The organism is Nocardia sp. NPDC004654 (assembly GCF_040609595.1).
Classification (GTDB): domain Bacteria; phylum Actinomycetota; class Actinomycetes; order Mycobacteriales; family Mycobacteriaceae; genus Nocardia.
In genome coordinates this window covers 329,954-348,034 of record NZ_JBEXKI010000004.1, presented here as the reverse complement: position 1 = coordinate 348,034, position 18,081 = coordinate 329,954, and the positions used below count along the sequence as shown (strand labels likewise).

The window sequence follows — 18,081 nt, the reverse complement described above, 5'->3', positions numbered from 1 at the left end:
GTTCAGCCGTCGAACGCGACGCGACTCATGCGATCGACGGTGGAACGGTCCACGATGACGACGGACGAGGACGGAACGGGCGCGTCCGGGTCCTCGGTGTCCAGGTCCCGGATCAGGCGGTCCCAGCGGCGGCAGTGCAACGTGAAGAACATTCCGTTGATGCGGCGGCCGCGGGCGTACTGTCCGGCCCTGGCGACCGTCGGGGGCACGTCGAGCATGACGACGTGCAGATCCCTGCGGTAGGCGGCCGCCCAGCGCGCGATCATCCTGCGGCTCCAGCCGAAGGTGCCGCAATCGTGGATCACCACCGGACCGTCGGCGTCCCGCAGCGCCGCCTTGATCCCCGCGTAGTGCGCGACGTGCACGACCGGACGCCACAGCGGATAGGGAAGCCAGCCGAGCCGGTGCCGCCAGCGGTTCCGCGCGTGCTGGGAATCCAGGACGATCGAACCGGACGGTCCGGCGGGCGGCTCCTCGGCCTGCGCCGTCGCACCGAAGAACTTCCGCAGCGCTGTGCTCTTGCCCGCTCCGGGCACTCCGGCGAAGATCAGGGCCGCCGTTGTGGGGTAACGCAATTCATCGATCGTCCGACCGCGCAGGTCGTGCACGCCGACCGGTGTCAGCGCGCCGACGGCGGCCAGCGGCATGCGCGGCTCGGGGGAGTGCAGGGGTAGCGCATCGAGCGGGGGGTTCACCCCTTCCAGACTCCCTAGTCCGGTCCGATTCGGCAACCGGGAAAACCCTGAGATCGCGCGACGGAAAGGATGATTCGTCGCGACCGGCCGGTTTGTCGTCGGCCTACCGATCGGTTGCCGCCGCGCGACGCGGCCTCGCCCGCACGTGCATCCGCTCACCCTGGCTGCCGAACAGGCTCAAAATCTCCACCGGCCCACGCCCGGTGCTGCCGAACCAATGCGGTTGCCGGGTATCGAATTCCGCGGTCTCGCCGGGACCCATGATCAGGTCGTGTTCGCCGAGGACCAGCCGCAACCTGCCGGACAGCACGTAGAGCCACTCGTATCCCTCGTGCACGCGAGGATCGGGATCCTTGCGCTCGGGCGGCAGGATCATCTTGAACGCCTGTAGCGGGCCGGGCCGCGCGGTCAGCGGCAGGACGGTGTAGCCGTTGACCTGCCGGGGCGTGGTGTGCACGCGGGGGTCGGCGATTTTGGGCGCCGCGACCAGTTCGTCGAGCGGCACCTGCAAGGCCAGCGCGATCGGCAGCAGCAATTCCAGACTGGCCCTGCGCTGTCCGGACTCCAGCCGCGAGAGCGTGCTCTTGGAGATGCCGGTGGTCGCCGAGAGCGCGGTCAGCGTGATGCCGCGGTGGGTGCGCAACGCCTTCAGCCGTGGGCCGATCTCGGCCAGCGCCTGTGTGACGCCTGGTTGGTCGTACATGTTCCCAGTGCACGCTCACTTCCCGGAAACGGCAAATATTGTTGCCGATACCGGTCCTCCTCGGCAGCCTGAACGCCGGAGGTGATCGCGAATGAGCGAAAGAGACAAGACGATCCTCGACGTGGTCGTCGTCGGCGGCGGCGCGGCGGGATTGTCGGCGGCGCTGGTGTTGAGCAGGGCGCGGCGGCGGGTCGCGGTGGTCAGGGGCGGAGCGCCGCGCAACGCCCCCGCCACGCACATGCACGGTTTCCTGTCGCGGGACGGGCTCCCGCCCGGCGAGCTGCTGACGATCGGCGCCGCGGAAGTCGCGGGATACGGTGGCGAGCTGATCGACGACGAGGTGATCGGCGCCGAAAAGAACGAGGACACGGGCGAATTCACGCTCCATCTGGCGGGCGGCGGGCGGTTGACGACCCGGCGGGTGCTTGTCGCCACCGGCCTGCGCGACGTGCTGCCCGGCTTGCCCGGCGTACGCGAGCGCTGGGGCGCGGACGTGCTGCACTGCCCGTACTGCCACGGCTACGAGGTGCGTGATCGACCGCTCGGCGTGCTCGGCGGCACCGAGCCGGGTGCTGTAGCGCGGGCTGTGCACGTCGCGTTGCTGCTGCCGCAATGGTCGGCCGACGTGGCGTTCTTCCCGCACACGATGGAGTTGTCCGAGCACGATCTGGCCCGGCTCGCCGCGCGTGGCGTGCGGGTCGTGCCCGGCGAGGTCGCGCGGCTGGTGGTCGAGGACGGCGAGCTGCGCGGCGTGGAGCTGGCCGACGGGCGAGCGGTGCCGCGCGCCGCGGTGTTCGTCGCACCCACCTTCGTGCCCAACGGCGACGTGCTGGCCGCGCTCGGCTGCGCGACGGGTCCGGACGGCTGGGTCGTCACCGACGCGCGCGGACGGACCAGCGTGGCAGGGGTGTGGGCGGCGGGTAACGTCGCCGACCCGGGCGCCCAGGTGATCTCCGCCGCGGGCGCGGGCTCGGCGGCCGCCATCGCGATCAACGGTGACCTGGTCGAAGAGGAGTCCACGGTCTCTGTTCCGGTGCGCTGAAACGGTCGCGTTCCCGGGGTGCCGCCCAAAGCTGAGAATTGCTCGAGGATTCGGGGCTGTTCCGCGGATCGCCGGTAAGCTGTGAGGCGTAGGCGGAGTGTTCGGTGTCCCTCATCCACCGAAGACTCCGCCTCCTTTCGTTTCCGCACCCCTGTGGTTCGTGCCGCCGAGTCCGCGCCGGGAGCGTGGGCGCGGGGAGGCGGCGAGGTCATGTCGAGCCAACCCCTAGAATCACGGAGTGACCAGCGCAGCCCCTGACAACTCGCGTAATCGTGCCGATGCCCTCCCCAAGAGCTGGGACCCCAGCGTCGTGGAGGCCGAGACGTACGAGCGCTGGGTAGCCGCTGGCTATTTCCAGGCCGACACCGCGAGCGGCAAGCCCGCGTACTCGATCGTGCTGCCGCCGCCGAACGTGACCGGCACCCTGCACATGGGCCACGCCCTCGACCACACGCTGATGGACACCCTCGCCCGCCGCAAGCGCATGCAGGGATACGAGGTGCTGTGGCTGCCCGGCATGGACCACGCGGGCATCGCCACCCAGACCGTGGTGGAGAAGCAACTCGCCGTCGACGGCAAGACCAAGGAAGACTTCGGCCGCGAACTGTTCGTCGAGAAGGTCTGGGACTGGAAGCGCGAGTCCGGCGGCGCCATCCAGTGGCAGATGCGCGCCCTCGGCGACGGCGTCGACTGGAGCCGCGACCGCTTCACCATGGACGAGGGCCTGTCGCGTGCCGTGCAGACCATCTTCAAGCGCCTCTACGACGCGGGCCTGATCTACCGCGCCGAGCGACTGGTGAACTGGTCGCCCGAGCTACGCACCGCCATCTCCGACATCGAGGTCAAGCACGAGGAAGTCGCGGGCGAGCTGATCTCGCTGCGCTACGGCTCGCTGAACGACGACGAACCGCACGTCATCGTGGCGACCACCCGCGTAGAGACGATGCTCGGTGACACCGCGGTGGCCGTGCATCCGGACGACCCGCGCTACCAGGCGCTGATCGGCGCCACCCTGGAGCACCCGATCACCGGCCGTCAGATCCCGATCGTCGCCGACGACTACGTCGACCCGGAGTTCGGCTCCGGCGCCGTGAAGATCACCCCCGCGCACGACCCGAACGACTTCGAGATCGGCCTGCGGCACAACCTGCCGATGCCGACGATCATGGACGAGCGCGGCCGCATCGCCAACACCGGAACCGAATTCGACGGCATGGACCGCTTCGAGGCCCGCGTCAAGGTCCGCGAGCGGCTCGCCGCGGAGGGCCGTGTGGTCGCCGAGAAGCGTCCGTACGTGCACAGCGTCGGCCACTCCGAGCGCACCGGCGAGCCCATCGAGCCGCGGCTGTCCATGCAGTGGTGGGTCAAGGTGGAGTCGCTGGCCAAGGCCGCCGGTGACGCGGTGCGCAACGGCGACACCGTCATCCACCCGGCCAGCCAGGAGCCGCGCTGGTTCGAGTGGGTCGACAACATGCACGACTGGACCATCTCGCGCCAGCTGTGGTGGGGCCACCGCATCCCGATCTGGTACGGCCCCGAGGGCGAAGTGATCTGCGTCGGCCCGGACGAGACCGCCCCCGAGGGCTGGGTGCAGGACCCGGACGTGCTCGACACCTGGTTCTCCTCGGGCCTGTGGCCGTTCTCCACGATGGGCTGGCCGGAGGCCACGCCGGAGCTGGAGAAGTTCTATCCGACCAGCGTGCTGGTCACCGGCTACGACATCCTCTTCTTCTGGGTCGCCAGAATGATGATGTTCGGCATGTTCGTCTCCGAGGATCCGGCCATCCTCGCTGGCAAGTCCGGCGCGGTGCAGGTGCCGTTCAAGGACGTCTTCCTGCACGGCCTGATCCGCGACCAGTTCGGCAAGAAGATGTCGAAGTCGCGCGGCAACGGCATCGACCCGCTGGACTGGATCAAGGCCTACGGCGCGGACGCGCTGCGCTTCACCCTGGCCCGCGGCGCGCAGCCGGGTGGTGACCTGTCCGTCGGCGAGCCGCACGCGCTGGCCTCGCGCAGCTTCGTCACCAAGCTGTTCAACGCCACCAAGTTCGCGCTGATGAACGGCGCCCAGCCCGGTGAGCTTCCCGACCGCGCCGCGCTCACCGACCCCGACCGGTGGATCCTCGATCGCCTGGATCAGGTTCTGGCGGAAGTGGATTCGGCTTTCGACGCCTACGAGTTCGGCAAGGCGTGCGAGGCGCTCTACCACTTCGCCTGGGACGAGCTGTGCGACTGGTATCTGGAACTGGCCAAGGTGCAGTTCTCGGAGGACGAGGAGCGGGCGGCCGCGACGAGGACCGTGCTCGGCAACGTGCTGGATTCGGTGCTGCGACTGCTGCATCCGGTGATCCCGTTCGTCACCGAATCTCTGTGGCAGGTGCTCACCGGCGGTGAGTCCGTGGTGATCGCGGCATGGCCGCAGGCCAGTGGAATCGCCACCGACACCGTTGCGGCGCAGCGTGTTTCGGACGCCCAGCGGTTGATCACGGAGATCCGCCGGTTCCGCAGCGACCAGGGCCTCGCCGACAAGCAGAAGGTGGCGGCCAAACTGATCGGTCTGGAGCAGGCCGATCTGACGGCGCTGGAGCCGTCGGTCGCCAACCTCGCCAGGCTCACCGCGCCCGGCCCCGAGTTCGCCGCCACCGCCTCGGTCGAGGTGCGGCTGAGCGGCGCTACGGTGACCGTCGAGCTGGACACCTCCGGCGCGGTCGACCTGGACGCCGAACGCCGCCGCTTGGAGAAGGATCTGGCCGCCGCGGAGAAGGAACTGGCGGGTACCGAGGCCAAGCTCGGCAACGAGGCGTTCCTCGCCAAGGCGCCAGAACCGGTGGTTGCCAAGATCAAGAACCGTCGCGATGTCGCCGCCGCCGAGGTGGAGCGCATCGGGGCGCGGCTCGCGGAACTGGCGGTCAAGTGAACGAGGAGCCGGAGCGGCAGTACCGCGACGACGACGGAGGCGCCCGGCTCGGGTCCGGGCCGTCGCCGGTGGAACTCGCCGAGATGGCGCTGGTCGAGGCGGAACTCGACCAGCGCTGGCCGGAGACCAAGATCGAGCCCTCGCTCACCCGCATCGCCACCCTGATGGATCTGCTCGGTTCGCCGCAGCAGAGCTATCCGGCGATCCACATCGCGGGCACCAACGGCAAGACCTCGGTCACCCGGATGATCGACGCGCTGCTCACCGCGCTGCACCGGCGCACCGGCCGCATCACCAGCCCGCACCTGCAGCTGGCCACCGAGCGGATCAGCATCGACAACGCGCCGATCAGCCCGGCCAAGTACGTCGAGACCTACCGCGAACTCCAGCCCTACGTCGAGATGATCGACGCGCAGTCGGCCACGGCGGGCGGTCCGGCGATGAGCAAGTTCGAGGTGCTCACCGGCATGGCCTACGCGGCGTTCGCCGAAGCCCCTGTCGACGTGGCGGTCGTGGAGACCGGCATGGGCGGCACCTGGGACGCCACCAACGTGATCGACGGACAGGTCGCGGTGATCACCCCGATCGGGCTGGACCACGTCGACTATCTCGGGCCCGACCTCGCCTCGATCGCGGGGGAGAAGGCCGGGATCATCAAACGCGCGCCGGAGAGCCTGGTTCCGCGCGACACCGTCGCGGTGATCGCGCAGCAGGAACCCGAGGCGATGGACGTCCTGCTGCGCAGGGCCGTCGAGGTAGATGCCGCGGTGGCCCGCGAAGGCTCCGAGTTCCGGGTGCTCGCGCGCCGCGTCGCCGTCGGCGGCCAGCAGCTCGAACTGCAGGGCCTCGGCGGGGTCTACGACGACATCTTCTTGCCGCTGCACGGCGAGCACCAGGCGCGCAACGCGGTGCTCGCGCTGGCAGCGGTGGAGGCGTTCTTCGGCGCGGGCGCCGAACGTCAGCTCGACATCGACGCGGTGCGCGCCGGTTTCGCTTCGGTCACCAGCCCTGGCCGCATGGAGCGAATGCGCAGCGCGCCCACCATCTTCATCGACGCCGCGCACAACCCGGCGGGCGCGCGGGCGCTGGCCGCGACGCTCGGCGAGGAATTCGACTTCCGCAAGCTGGTCGGCGTGATCGCGGTGCTCGGCGACAAGGACGCCGCGGGGATCCTGGAGGCGCTGGAGCCGGTGTTCGACGAGATCGTCGTCACAACCAACGGCTCACCGCGCGCCATGGACGTCGACAGCCTGGCGAACCTGGCGGTGCAGCGCTTCGGCGACGAGCGCGTGGTCACCGCCGACACGCTGCCCGACGCGCTGGAGACCGCGATCGCCATCGCCGAAGAGGTCGGCGATCCCGGCGAGGCTGTTTCGGGGGCGGGTGTCATCGTCACCGGTTCGGTCGTCACGGCGGGGGCGGCGCGCGCACTGTTCGGAAAGGATCCCGCGTGAGTGGCGGCGAAAACCACGAAGGGGCCGGTGAACACGGCATGAGTGAGCCAAGCGAGCGCGACAAGGACGCGGCCGCGCCCGAACAACCGGCCGCGGCGTCCGCGCCCGATCCGTGGAAGGGTCTGCGCGGCGTCATGGCGGGCACGCTGGTCCTCGAGTCCATCGTGGTGCTGCTCGCGCTGCCGGTCGTCGCCGACGTCGGCGGCGGGATCAGCTGGCTCTCCGGCAGCTATCTGGTTGTCCTCGCGCTGCTGATGATCCTCGGCGCCGGTCTGCAGCGCCGTCCGTGGGCGCTCGGGTTCAACCTCGGTCTTCAGGTGCTGGTGATTCTCGGCGCGTTCATCCACATCTCCATCGGCGTCATCGGCTTGCTGTTCTTGGCCGTCTGGGCATTCATTCTGATCCTGCGTTCCGACGTCAAGCGCCGTATGGACCAGGGGCTGCTGCCCAGCCAGCGGATGAACCGGCGGGCGTAACCGGCTGCGCTGCTATAGTTTTCGCCGTACCGTCCCCCTGGCGGATCCCCCTCGTCGAGCGTTCTCGACCGAACACCGGAGATTCGTCATGCCCGATTTCGTCATCCGTTCCTTCCGTCGCGACGATCGCGACCAGCTGACCAGGCTTGTCAACGCGCACATCGCGGCCGTCATCCCCGGTGTATCCGTTTCCGTCAACACCGTGTTGAGCCAGATGGAACGGCGTCCGACCGAAACGATCATCGATCCGTGGGTCGTCGAACGGGTCACCCTGGTCGCCGAACAAGCCGGTGCGGTGGTAGCCGCGGCGCATCTGCTGCGGTACGGCGTGGGCTCGCAGGTGTCCGACAGTTACCGCGATGCCGGAGTACTGGAGTGGCTCGTCGCCGCGAACTGGGACCCGACCGGCCCGGAGGATTGGCTGCGCTCGGCTGCGCCCGCGGCGGACGCGCTGATGGCTGCATGCCTCGCGCAGTTCCAGCGCTGGCGCGTCCGGTCCCGCTACTTCGACGGAAAGCTCCCCGCGCCGGCCACCTACGGACTCCCCGCGCAGTGGCCGCACCTCGGCGACCTGCTCCGGCGCACCGGCTGGGAATTGGGTGCGGAGCACAGCGTCGAGCTGATCCTCGTCGCGTCGACCGATGACCTGCCTCGGCCCGTATCCGCCGATCTCGCGGTCCGGCGCAGCATGGGCGAACTCGGCACTCGCTTCACCGCGCACCGCGGCGGCGCGGATCTCGGTTACCTCGAGATCGACACCGACCTGGCGTCGCCGGAGCGGATCTCGCGGCTCGGCGGCTGGGCAGACGTGTGTCGGACGGAGGGTGAGCCGGAGGTAGTCCGGTGGCTGTTCGGCCAGGTCGCGTCCTGGTTGCGGCTCGGCGGGATCGACCGTCTGCTCGATTACCTCGACCCCGGCGACGAGTCGCTGCCGCTGCTGCTGGACTGCGGTTTCGTCGAGCTGACGCGCACCGAACGGGGATGGGAGCATCGCGGCTGACGCTGGTTCGGTACCGGGAGTAGTAGTCAATTAGGCTGTGCGCCGTGACTGAGCAGACGTTGGTACTCATCAAGCCGGACGGCGTGGCCCGTGGCCTGGTCGGCGAGGTGCTGGCCCGTATCGAGCGCAAGGGCCTGAAGATCGCGGCCCTCGAGCTGAAGCAGGTGTCCGAGGAACTGGCCGGGGAACACTACGCCGAGCACGCCGAGAAGCCGTTCTTCGGCTCCTTGATCGAGTTCATCACTTCCGGCCCGGTCGTCGCCGCAGTCCTGGAAGGCCCGCGTGCCATCGCCGCGTTCCGGCAGATCGCCGGCGGCACCGACCCCGTGGAGAAGGCGGTGCCGGGCAGCATCCGCGGCGATTTCGCCCTCGAGACCCAGTACAACCTCGTGCACGGCTCGGACTCCCCGGAGTCGGCCAAGCGCGAGATCGGACTCTGGTTCCCGGAGTTCCCCGCCTGAGCTTCCCCGCGTAACTCGCCGCGCCGCCGCACCACGGCGGCGCGGCGAAGTCCGCACGGCCCGCGCACCGCATCGGCCCTTGTCGCACTGGGTCGAAGCGAGGCGGCAAACCCCGAGCATCGGGCCGCTCACGCGCCGATGGCGAACCACTGGCGCGCGGTGTGGGATACTGGCAGTGGTCGTCAACGACACCGGCAGTTCGCGCAGGTACGCGAATCGTGGGTGGCGATGCCGACCGGATGACACCGCGGTTCGATGCCGATCATCGCTGCCACGGACAGCCGCGCCCGGTTGCTGAGGGTGTGGGAGTTCGCGTCGGCACGCTGGATGAGCGCTCGTTTCCGCGGAGTTCAGCCAACAGCCAGGCGCCGCGTGACCAGTTAGCCCGAAGACGAAGAACCAGGTGACTACCGGGCACGCGGGGCGAGACCACAGGACCTCGCGTCGACGGCGTGAGGTGTACGGACAGCGCCCCCGCGTTGGCCGCGTCACTCCGTACCGGGAGGGACGCGCCCGGGGGCTCGAGGAGACTTCGTGGCCGATCAAGAGCCGCTGGAAACAACATCACAGGATGCCGATCAATTGCCGGAGCGAATCCGAGTTCACGCGCTTGCCAAGCGGCTGGGAGTGACGAGCAAGCGCATCCTGGCCAAACTCACCGAGCTGGGCGCCGACGCGCGCAGCGCGCAATCCAATGTCGACCGGGCGGTCGCGGAATCGGTACGCGACGCACTCGTCGCCACCGAACCCGAGACGACGACGCCCGCCGCGGCAGCCGAACCTCCGGCCCCAGCAGCCGAGGCGGCCGACGCGGCCGAGCCGGAGCCGGCCGGGCAGCCGAGCGGGTTGCTCTTCTCCGCACCGGATCAGCAACACACCGGACACCCGACCGCGGCGAGCACGCCGGCACAGCCGACCCAGCTGTTCACTCACGCCGCCCAGCGCGAGCCGCAAGTCGAGGCGCCGCCGGTCTTCGAAGCGCCGTCCGTCGCCGCGCCGCTGTTCCTGTCGCCCGACGCGGCGGTCGCCGAGGATATGCGCAAGCGTCGCCGCGCCGAACGCGAGGCCAAACGCGCCGAGGAGACCGCGGCCCCCGAGGTGGTCGAGGAGGAACCCGACACCACCGAGGACGAGCAGGACACCGCCGAGCAGCAGGGCGAGGGTGACGGGCAGCCGCGCCGCAGGCGACGGGGCAGGCGTGGTCGTGGCCGCGGCCGTGGCGAACAGCACGCCGACTCCGACGTCGAGGGCGACGAGGGCGAGCAGGCCGAGACCGACGCCGAGGACGAGGGCGGCGCCGAGACCGCCGAGGGCGCGGAAGCCGCCGAGCCGACCGACGAGGCCGACACCGACACCGAGTCCGACGAGTCGGTGCCGGAGGGCGCGAGCCGCCGTCGCCGTCGCCGTCGCCGCAGGAAGGTCGGCGGTGAGGGCGGCGACGCCGAGCCCGCCGACGACGACCCGCCGAACACGGTCGTGCACGAGCGCGAGCCGCGTAACAAGAGCCGCAACCGCGCCGCCTCGGACGAGGTGCAGGGCATCACCGGCTCCACCCGCCTGGAGGCGAAGCGTCAGCGTCGCCGCGACGGTCGCGAGGCCGGTCGCCGCCGCCCGCCGATCCTGACCGAGTCGGAGTTCCTGGCCCGCCGCGAGGCGGTCGACCGGGTGATGGTGGTGCGCGAGAAGTCGTTCTCCGAGCACCCCACCGCCACCCAGGTCGCGGTGCTCGAGGACAACGTCCTCGTCGAGCACTTCGTCACCAACACCGGCCAGGCGTCCATGGTCGGCAACGTGTACCTCGGCAAGGTGCAGAACGTGCTGCCCAGCATGGAGGCGGCGTTCGTCGACATCGGCCGTGGTCGCAACGGCGTGCTGTACGCGGGCGAGGTGAACTGGGAGGCCGCCGGGCTCGGTGGCAAGGAGCGCAAGATCGAACAGGCGCTCAAGCCGGGCGATCAGGTGCTCGTTCAGGTCTCCAAGGATCCGGTCGGCCACAAGGGCGCCCGTTTGACGACTCAGATCAGCCTGGCCGGTCGCTTCCTGGTGTACGTGCCGGGCGGCACCTCCACCGGCATCAGCCGCAAGCTGCCCGACACCGAGCGCAAGCGGCTCAAGGAGATCCTGCGCGACATCGTGCCCGCCGACGCGGGCGTGATCATCCGCACCGCCTCCGAGGGCGTCAGCGAGGCCGAGCTGGCCCGCGACGTGGAGCGGCTGCAGAGCACCTGGCGCAGCATCGACGAGCAGGCCAAGAAGGACGGCGGCGCGCCGAAGACCCTGTACGAGGAGCCCGATCTCCTGGTCAAGGTCATCCGCGACCTGTTCAACGAGGACTTCTCGCGGCTGGTCATCGAGGGCGACCGGGCGTGGAGCACGGTCGAGAACTACATCCGCACCGTCGCGCCGGACCTGCTCGCGCGGGTCTCCCGGCACGAGAACAACGGCGTGGACGTGTTCGAGACCTTCCGCATCGACGAGCAGCTGGCCAAGGCGCTCGATCGCAAGGTGTGGCTGCCTTCCGGCGGCACCCTGGTGATCGACCGCACCGAGGCCATGACCGTCATCGACGTGAACACCGGCAAGTTCACCGGTTCGGGCAACAGCAACCTGGAGGAGACCGTCACCAGGAACAACCTGGAGGCGGCCGAGGAGATCGTGCGCCAGATGCGGCTGCGCGACATCGGCGGCATGATCGTCGTCGACTTCATCGACATGGTGCTGGAGTCCAACCGCGACCTGGTGCTGCGCCGCCTGACCGAGGCGCTCGGCCGGGACCGCACCAGGCACCAGGTTTCGGAGGTCACCTCGCTCGGCCTGGTCCAGATGACCCGCAAGAAGCTGGGCACCGGTCTGGTCGAGGCGTTCTCGACCACCTGCGAGCACTGCCACGGTCGCGGCATCCTGGTGCACACCTATCCGGTGGAGCCGTCGGCCGCCGAGGACACCTCGACCCGTCGCGAGAGCGGTTCGCGTCGTCGCCGCGGAAAGGACAAGAGCGCGGCCGCCGTGTCCGCAACCAACGGGACGCCGCAGCCGAGCGAGTCGCTCGAAGAAGAGGCCGCCGTGCGGCGGGCGCATCCGGTGGCGCTGGCCATGGCCGCGCACACCGCCACGGACACCGAGCCGGAACAGGCCGAGGTCGCCGAGGTGGAGGTCGTCGCGACCGATGCCGACGCGGTGGCGGCGAACGTGGCCGACGCCGTGGCCGCCGCGCAAGAGACGCTGGCCGAGGAAGCCGCCGAGGTCGAGACGGTGTCCGAGGAGGCCGCCGAGGTCGAGCCGGTCGCCGAGGTCGAGGCGCCGGTCGCCGAGCCGGTGGCGACAGTCCCCGCCGAGACCGGTCCGGTTTCGGTGGCGGAGGTCGAGCAGCCCGCGGCCGAGCCGGTGCCGCCGGTGGGGGAGGAGCCCGCCGTCGCGGAAGCCGCTGTCGCCACCGCCGATAGGTCGGTTGCCAACGGTGAACCGGCGCCCCCGCAGACGGGTCGCCGTCGCCGCGTGGCGCGTTCGGCGGCCGCTCCTTCGGCAGACAGTGCCGGAGCGGTCTTCGTGCTGTCGAGTGGCGATCAGGACACCGCGCCCGCCGTCGACTACTCGGAACCGGAGCCGGTCGAGTTGCCGCAGCGCGCACGTCCGCGGCGCAGGGCCGTCGGCCGTCCCGCGGGCCCGCCGCCGGTCGATACGCCGAACTGAGAAGAGCATGGCGATTCGGCCGGTCGGACCCGAGAGGGGCGACCGGCCGAAACCGTTCCGGCGCCGGTCCGCTCGGTGGAAACCGCGCGTGGCGTAGGTTGCCGGGAGGCTGCCGACCAGCGAATTGGGTCGTAGACCTGGGGTCTGGTAGCCTTGGACGGTCGCTGCCTGGCGATGCGCCCGAAGCTGCTGACGCAGCGAGGTATGCGCCCCGTGCAGCACCAGCCAAGAGAATTCACGTCGCGACTTGCGGCGTGAGTGAAGCACGAGAAGACATCGAGTGGAGGAAGCCGACCGATGGCAACGTACGCGATCGTCAAGACCGGCGGAAAGCAGTACAAGGTCGCGGTCGGTGACCTGGTGAAGGTCGAAAAGATCGAGGGTGCGCCGGGTTCCGCCGTCGAGCTCTCGCCCGTCCTCGTGGTGGACGGCGCCGAACTGACCACCGACGCGGCCAAGCTGGCCGAGCGTTCGGTGACCGCGGAGCTGGTCGAGCAGACCAAGGGCCCCAAGATCCGCATCCACAAGTTCAAGAACAAGACCGGCTACCACAAGCGCCAGGGTCACCGTCAGCCGCTGACGGTCCTGAAGGTCACCGGCATCAAGTAAGACATCCCGAGGAGACTCAGCTATGGCACACAAGAAGGGCGCGTCCAGCTCCCGGAACGGACGCGATTCCAACGCCCAGCGACTCGGCGTCAAGCGCTTCGGCGGCCAGACCGTCAAGGCCGGCGAGATCCTGGTGCGTCAGCGTGGCACCCACTTCCACCCCGGCGTGAACGTCGGTCGCGGTGGTGACGACACCCTGTTCGCCCTCGAGGCGGGCGCGGTCCAGTTCGGCACCAAGCGCGGCCGCAAGACCGTCAACATCGTCGTCCCGGAGCCGGTTCAGGCCTGACCGCCTAGCCGTCCAGACACAAGCCGAGCGGGTCAGGGTATGTCACCCTGGCCCGCTTTCGCGTTCTCGTGGCGGCGACCGCCGAAGAATCAGCGCGAGCCCTCGAAAACGACCAGCCCAGAAGGAGGATGATTCGACCATGTCGAAATTCATCGACCGTGTCGTGCTGTACGTGCGTGCCGGGAAGGGCGGTCATGGGTGCGCGTCGGTGCACCGCGAGAAGTTCAAGCCGCTCGGCGGACCGGACGGCGGCAACGGCGGCAACGGCGGCGACGTCATCCTCGAGGTCGACGCGAACGTGCACACGCTGCTCGACTTCCACTTCCACCCGCACGCCAAGGCGGGCAACGGCAAGCCGGGCGAGGGCGGCAACCGGGACGGCAAGACCGGCGGCGACCTGTTGCTGAAGGTGCCCGACGGCACCGTCGTGCTGGGCAAGGACGGCGAGATCCTGGCCGACCTGGTCGGCGTGGGCAACCGCTATGTCGCCGCGCGCGGCGGACGCGGCGGACTCGGCAACGCGGCGCTGGCTTCGAAGGCGCGCAAGGCGCCCGGCTTCGCGCTGCTCGGCGAGGAGGGCGAGGAACGCGATCTCGTCCTGGAACTCAAGTCGGTCGCCGACGTCGGCCTGGTCGGCTTCCCGTCGGCGGGCAAGTCGTCGCTGGTCTCGGTGCTCTCCGCGGCCAAGCCGAAGATCGCCGACTACCCGTTCACCACGCTGGTGCCCAACCTCGGCGTGGTGGCCAGTGGCGACACCACCTTCACCATCGCCGACGTGCCCGGCCTGATCCCCGGCGCCAGCGAGGGCCGCGGACTCGGCCTGGACTTCCTTCGCCACCTGGAGCGCTGCGCGGTGCTCGCGCACGTCGTCGACTGCGCGACCCTCGAACCGGGCCGCGATCCCGTCTCCGACGTCGACGCGCTCGAGGCCGAGCTTGCCGCGTACAAGCCCGCGCTCGCCGCCGACGCCGGTCTCGGTGATCTGGCCGACCGCCCGCGTGTGGTGATCCTGAACAAGACCGACGTCCCCGACGGCGCCGAGCTGGCGGAGATGGTGACGCCCGAGTTCACCGCGCGCGGCTGGCCGGTCTTCGAGATCTCCGCGGTGAGCCGAGCGGGCTTGCGCCCCTTGACCTTCGCGCTCGCCGACCTGGTGCGCGAGTACCGCGAGGCGCACCCGAAGGCGGCGCCGAAGCGTCCGGTGATCCGGCCGATCGCGGTGGACGAGTCCGGCTTCAGCGTGATCGCCGATCCGGAGGAGCCGGGCGGCTTCATCGTGCGCGGCGCGCGCCCCGAGCGGTGGGTGCGCCAGACCCAGTTCGACAACGACGAGGCCGTCGGCTACCTGGCCGACCGGCTGGCCCGCCTCGGCGTCGAGGACGAGTTGGTGCGGCTCGGCGCCGAACCAGGCGCTCCGGTCACCATCGGCGACGTCAGCTTCGACTGGGAGCCGCAGATCTCGGCGGGCGTCGACCACGTGCCGACCGGGCGCGGCACCGATATCCGCCTGGAGCAGACCGACCGCGTCAGCGCCGCGGAGCGCAAGCACGCCTCGCGGGTGCGCCGCGGTCTGGTCACCGAGGACGAGGATTGATCGTGCAAACCGTTGCCGCCGAACGGTTTCGAGCGTTCGGCGGCGGGTTCGGGCGGACGGCCCTTCGGACAGCACATTCGGTTGCGGTACAGGGAGTTCTGTTGTGACGCAGGTGAATTCGGGGCTAGCGGACGCGGTGTCGCCCGGCGGGCTCAGCGACGCGCGGCAGGCGATCGCCGCGGCGCGCAGCGTCGTGGTGAAGATCGGCTCGTCGGCGTTGACCAGCCTGAAGGGCGGTCTGGACACGACACGGCTGGATCGGCTCGCCGACGCCGTCGAGGCCCGCATGCGCGCGGGTTCGGACGTGGTCGTCGTCTCGTCGGGCGCCATCGGTGCGGGTCTCGCGCCGCTCGGATTGTCCAGTCGCCCACGGGATCTGGCGACCAAGCAGGCGGCGGCGAGCGTCGGCCAGCTGGCGCTGGCGCACGCGTGGGGCACTTCCTTCGCCCGCTACGGACGTACGGTCGGCCAGGTGCTGCTCAGCGCCGACGACTTCTCCCGTCGTGAGCACCACCGCAACGCCCAGCGCACCCTGGACCGCCTGCGTTCGCTCGGCGCGGTCGCGGTGGTGAACGAGAACGACACGGTCGCCACCGAGGAGATCCGGTTCGGCGACAACGACCGGCTCGCGGCCCTCGTCGCGCATCTGGTCGGCGCGGACGCGCTGATCCTGCTCTCCGATGTGGAGGGCCTCTACGACGGCGACCCGCGCAAGGGCGCGGCCAACTTCATCCCCGAGGTCCGCAGCAGCGCCGACCTCGACGGCGTCATCGCGGGCAGCGGCGGCGCGCTCGGCACCGGCGGCATGGCCTCCAAGCTCTCGGCCGCACGACTGGCCGCCGACGCGGGGGTCCCCGTGCTGCTCGCGGCCGCCGAGGAGGCCGCCACCGCGCTCGCCTCCGGCACCGTCGGCACCGCGTTCGCCGCGCGCCCGGTTCGCCTGTCGGCCCGCAAGTTCTGGGTCCGCCACGCCGCCGACAGCCGCGGCGCGCTCGTCCTCGACGACGGCGCCGTGCAGGCCGTCGCCCACCGCCGCCGCTCCCTGCTCGCCGCGGGCATCACCGCTGTTCGCGGCCGCTTCTACGGTGGCGACGTGGTCGACCTCCTCGCCGCCGATCACCGCCTGATCGCCCGCGGCGTAGTCGAATACGACAGCACCGAACTCTCCACCATGCTCGGCCGCTCCACCACCGAACTACCGGACACCATGCAGCGCCCGGTGATTCACGCCGACGACTTGGTGAAGGTCTGAGTTTCCGGCGAGGCATGCAGCGTCACACACCGTTCGTACTCCTCACATAGGCAGCGGCTTTGTGAGGCGTGCAAGCGGTGTGTGGGACCCCTGCGGCAGCGGTCATGTTGGGGTGGAGCGGGTTTCGTGCGCGCCATCACTGGGGAGTGGTGTGGATCCGGCGCGCTAGCTGGTTGCGCCGGATTGGGGAACCACGCCCGGTTGGTCGGTGTGGGAGGAGCCTTGGTTCTGCCCCTCCGGGATGGGACCGGTGACGCCGGGCTGGCCGCCCGGGTCGGGGAGCGGTCCGGGTTCGCCGGGCGGCGGAGCCGGTTCCGGTGACGGCGGGGGCGCAGGCATTTCTTGGGTGGGCGGGGGTGCCGGGGTTTCTTGGGTCGGTGGTGGCACTGGCGATTCTTGGGTGGGCGGGGGTGCCGGGGTCTCTTGCGTGGGTGGTGGCACCGGCGGCTCTTGGGTAGGTGCGGGCGTCTCCTGCGTGGGCGGAGGGACGTCCTGCGTCGGCGGCGCCTCGGTGGGTGACGGTGCCTCCTGGGTGGGCGGCGGTGTCGGAGCTTCCTCCGTGGGAGGCGGTGCGTCCGAGGTCGGTGGCGCCGGGGTCTCCGGGGTCGGCGAAGGCGTTTCCGGTGTCGGCGGTGCGGGGGTCTCCTGCGTGGGCGGAGGAGTTTCCTGGCTCGGCGGCGCGTCCGGGGTCGGCGGCACATCGGGTGTCGCGTCCGGGGTCGGTGCGGTGGGGGCGTGGGATTCCGGCGGCGACGGCTCCGGCGTGGCATCGGTGGGTGGCTCTGGCGGCGAATCCCCGCCCGGCGGAACGTTTTCCGGCGCGTTCGGCGAATTTCCCGTCGACCCGTTCGACCCATCGGGCCCGTACTTCGACGACCCATTCGGCGACTGCGGAATCGCCTCCGCGTCCGAAAGCGTCGACAGCACAGGCGGTTCCGGCAGCGCGGGCACGCCGTTTCCCGCCATCGAATAGGCGGGCTTGTAGACCATGTTCATCGCGAGCACGGCTTCCTGCCGCAGCGCCTCCTGCGCCATCTGCGCGTCGATGACGTTCGCCGCTTCGAGCAGTTGGGCGATGGCGCCGATCGGACCGGAGCTGCCGGGCGGCACCACGGCCAGTTTGACCGCTTCGGCCGCCGCCGCGACCCCACCGAGGCGCGCGCCGACCTGGCCCATGACGGCGCTGAGTTCGTCGACGGAGGCGGCGAAGCTGCGCGTGCTCGCGTAAGCGGCGTTCGCCGCCGCGCCTTCCCATTCCATGCCGTTCATGACGCGGTCCGCGCTGCCGCGGGTCAGCGGCATGGAGGTGGCCAGCGCGGCGGCGACCTCGAGCCAGGTGACCGAGGCGCGCAGGATCTCCCCGGCGTCGATCTGCTGGGTCTTGGCGTAGATCTCCTCGTGCGGCATCGACTCGAAGTGCTCCATCGAGTTGATGTAGGTGGGGTCGGTGCCGGTCATCGGGGCAGCCTCGTTTCCACCGCGCGCAGCGCGGCCGCGTTGGCGGCGTCGGCTTCTTCGTAGAGTCCGGCGCTGATCAGGAACGCTTCCTTCATGCGGTAGGCGGCCTCGATGTAGTGATCGAGCAGCGCCGCGGCGTCGCGCGCCTTGTGCCCGAATCCGGCCTGCAGTTGCTGCGCGGAGACGAAACCGCCGAATCCGTGCAACTCGGCTGCGGATTCGAGGCGCTGCTGCAGGTAGATCAGCCGGTCGGCCTGGTTCTCGTAGATCTCGGCGCACCGCCGCGCGGCGTCCGGATCGAACTTGACGGTGCCTGCCTGCGCTTCCTGCTTGAACCGCGCTATTTCGGCTCGGCTGCTCTCGATCGTCATGCGCACCCCCCGGGGATCGGTCGGTTGGCTTCAGCCTAATGGTTACAGCCGGACGGAGTCCGCCCAAAAC

At 70.2% G+C, this 18,081-nt stretch carries 15 protein-coding genes; 11 read left to right on the top strand and 4 right to left on the bottom strand.

Annotated elements, in window-relative coordinates:
- Positions 1 to 2 precede the first annotated feature (2 nt).
- Positions 3 to 695, bottom strand: a complete 693-nt coding sequence (locus ABZV58_RS15865) for a hypothetical protein (RefSeq protein ID WP_355000849.1) — start codon at positions 693 to 695, stop codon at positions 3 to 5.
- 103 nt (positions 696 to 798) lie between these two features.
- Positions 799 to 1,398 carry an XRE family transcriptional regulator gene (locus ABZV58_RS15860; RefSeq protein WP_355000848.1) on the bottom strand — a complete coding sequence of 200 codons (600 nt, stop codon included), beginning with the start codon at positions 1,396 to 1,398 and terminating at the stop codon, positions 799 to 801.
- Between the two features lie 91 nt (positions 1,399 to 1,489).
- On the opposite strand from ABZV58_RS15860, the gene ABZV58_RS15855 reads away from it, so the two are divergent.
- The 11 genes from ABZV58_RS15855 to proB all read left to right on the top strand — a co-directional run bounded on the left by ABZV58_RS15855 (position 1,490) and on the right by proB (position 16,182).
- A complete protein-coding gene (locus ABZV58_RS15855) occupies positions 1,490 to 2,440 on the top strand; it encodes an NAD(P)/FAD-dependent oxidoreductase (protein ID WP_355000847.1) in 951 nt (316 codons plus the stop codon).
- A 238-nt stretch (positions 2,441 to 2,678) separates the two neighbouring features.
- Positions 2,679 to 5,357, top strand: a complete 2,679-nt coding sequence (locus tag ABZV58_RS15850; RefSeq protein ID WP_355000846.1) for a valine--tRNA ligase — start codon at positions 2,679 to 2,681, stop codon at positions 5,355 to 5,357.
- Positions 5,358 to 5,440: 83 nt separating this feature from the next.
- Complete coding sequence (locus tag ABZV58_RS15845; RefSeq protein WP_355001155.1) at positions 5,441 to 6,811, top strand: folylpolyglutamate synthase/dihydrofolate synthase family protein; 1,371 nt, start codon at positions 5,441 to 5,443, stop codon at positions 6,809 to 6,811.
- Positions 6,812 to 6,849: 38 nt separating this feature from the next.
- Positions 6,850 to 7,287, top strand: a complete 438-nt coding sequence (locus ABZV58_RS15840) for a DUF4233 domain-containing protein (RefSeq protein WP_355000845.1) — start codon at positions 6,850 to 6,852, stop codon at positions 7,285 to 7,287.
- Between the two features lie 88 nt (positions 7,288 to 7,375).
- Positions 7,376 to 8,287: a hypothetical protein gene (locus ABZV58_RS15835; protein ID WP_355000844.1), complete on the top strand. Its 912-nt coding sequence runs from the start codon at positions 7,376 to 7,378 to the stop codon at positions 8,285 to 8,287.
- A gap of 44 nt (positions 8,288 to 8,331) precedes the next feature.
- Complete coding sequence (ndk, locus tag ABZV58_RS15830; protein ID WP_355000843.1) at positions 8,332 to 8,748, top strand: nucleoside-diphosphate kinase; 417 nt, start codon at positions 8,332 to 8,334, stop codon at positions 8,746 to 8,748.
- A 534-nt stretch (positions 8,749 to 9,282) separates the two neighbouring features.
- Positions 9,283 to 12,438: a translation initiation factor IF-2 N-terminal domain-containing protein gene (locus ABZV58_RS15825; protein ID WP_355000842.1), complete on the top strand. Its 3,156-nt coding sequence runs from the start codon at positions 9,283 to 9,285 to the stop codon at positions 12,436 to 12,438.
- Positions 12,439 to 12,735: 297 nt separating this feature from the next.
- The gene (rplU, locus tag ABZV58_RS15820; protein ID WP_068065454.1) at positions 12,736 to 13,047 is read left to right on the top strand and encodes a 50S ribosomal protein L21; all 312 of its coding nucleotides are present in this window, start codon (positions 12,736 to 12,738) and stop codon (positions 13,045 to 13,047) included.
- A gap of 22 nt (positions 13,048 to 13,069) precedes the next feature.
- Complete coding sequence (gene rpmA / locus ABZV58_RS15815) at positions 13,070 to 13,336, top strand: 50S ribosomal protein L27 (protein ID WP_068065451.1); 267 nt, start codon at positions 13,070 to 13,072, stop codon at positions 13,334 to 13,336.
- A gap of 139 nt (positions 13,337 to 13,475) precedes the next feature.
- On the top strand, positions 13,476 to 14,930 hold the full coding sequence (gene obgE, locus ABZV58_RS15810; protein ID WP_355000841.1) for a GTPase ObgE: 1,455 nt from the start codon (positions 13,476 to 13,478) through the stop codon (positions 14,928 to 14,930).
- 112 nt (positions 14,931 to 15,042) lie between these two features.
- A complete protein-coding gene (gene proB / locus ABZV58_RS15805) occupies positions 15,043 to 16,182 on the top strand; it encodes a glutamate 5-kinase (RefSeq protein ID WP_355001154.1) in 1,140 nt (379 codons plus the stop codon).
- A gap of 165 nt (positions 16,183 to 16,347) precedes the next feature.
- Here proB and ABZV58_RS15800 read toward each other — a convergent pair whose 3' ends face one another.
- Together ABZV58_RS15800 and ABZV58_RS15795 are read right to left on the bottom strand one after the other, a co-directional pair.
- The gene (locus tag ABZV58_RS15800; protein WP_355000840.1) at positions 16,348 to 17,640 is read right to left on the bottom strand and encodes a hypothetical protein; all 1,293 of its coding nucleotides are present in this window, start codon (positions 17,638 to 17,640) and stop codon (positions 16,348 to 16,350) included.
- The gene (locus tag ABZV58_RS15795) at positions 17,637 to 18,011 is read right to left on the bottom strand and encodes a hypothetical protein (protein ID WP_355000839.1); all 375 of its coding nucleotides are present in this window, start codon (positions 18,009 to 18,011) and stop codon (positions 17,637 to 17,639) included. Before ABZV58_RS15795 ends, ABZV58_RS15800 begins: the two co-directional genes overlap by 4 nt.
- Between the last annotated feature and the right edge of the window lie 70 nt (positions 18,012 to 18,081).

Excerpts from the sequence above, each read along its gene's own strand:
- ABZV58_RS15800 (WP_355000840.1), bottom strand. The coding sequence starts at position 17,640 with ATGACCGGCACCGACCCCACCTACATCAACTCGATGGAGCACTTCGAG.
- ABZV58_RS15860 (WP_355000848.1), bottom strand. The coding sequence starts at position 1,398 with ATGTACGACCAACCAGGCGTCACACAGGCGCTGGCCGAGATCGGCCCA.
- ABZV58_RS15855 (WP_355000847.1), top strand. The coding sequence starts at position 1,490 with ATGAGCGAAAGAGACAAGACGATCCTCGACGTGGTCGTCGTCGGCGGC.
- obgE (WP_355000841.1), top strand. The coding sequence starts at position 13,476 with ATGTCGAAATTCATCGACCGTGTCGTGCTGTACGTGCGTGCCGGGAAG.
- ABZV58_RS15845 (WP_355001155.1), top strand. The coding sequence starts at position 5,441 with ATGGCGCTGGTCGAGGCGGAACTCGACCAGCGCTGGCCGGAGACCAAG.
- rplU (WP_068065454.1), top strand. The coding sequence starts at position 12,736 with ATGGCAACGTACGCGATCGTCAAGACCGGCGGAAAGCAGTACAAGGTC.
- rpmA (WP_068065451.1), top strand. The coding sequence starts at position 13,070 with ATGGCACACAAGAAGGGCGCGTCCAGCTCCCGGAACGGACGCGATTCC.
- ABZV58_RS15795 (WP_355000839.1), bottom strand. The coding sequence starts at position 18,011 with ATGACGATCGAGAGCAGCCGAGCCGAAATAGCGCGGTTCAAGCAGGAA.
- ABZV58_RS15835 (WP_355000844.1), top strand. The coding sequence starts at position 7,376 with ATGCCCGATTTCGTCATCCGTTCCTTCCGTCGCGACGATCGCGACCAG.
- ABZV58_RS15840 (WP_355000845.1), top strand. The coding sequence starts at position 6,850 with ATGAGTGAGCCAAGCGAGCGCGACAAGGACGCGGCCGCGCCCGAACAA.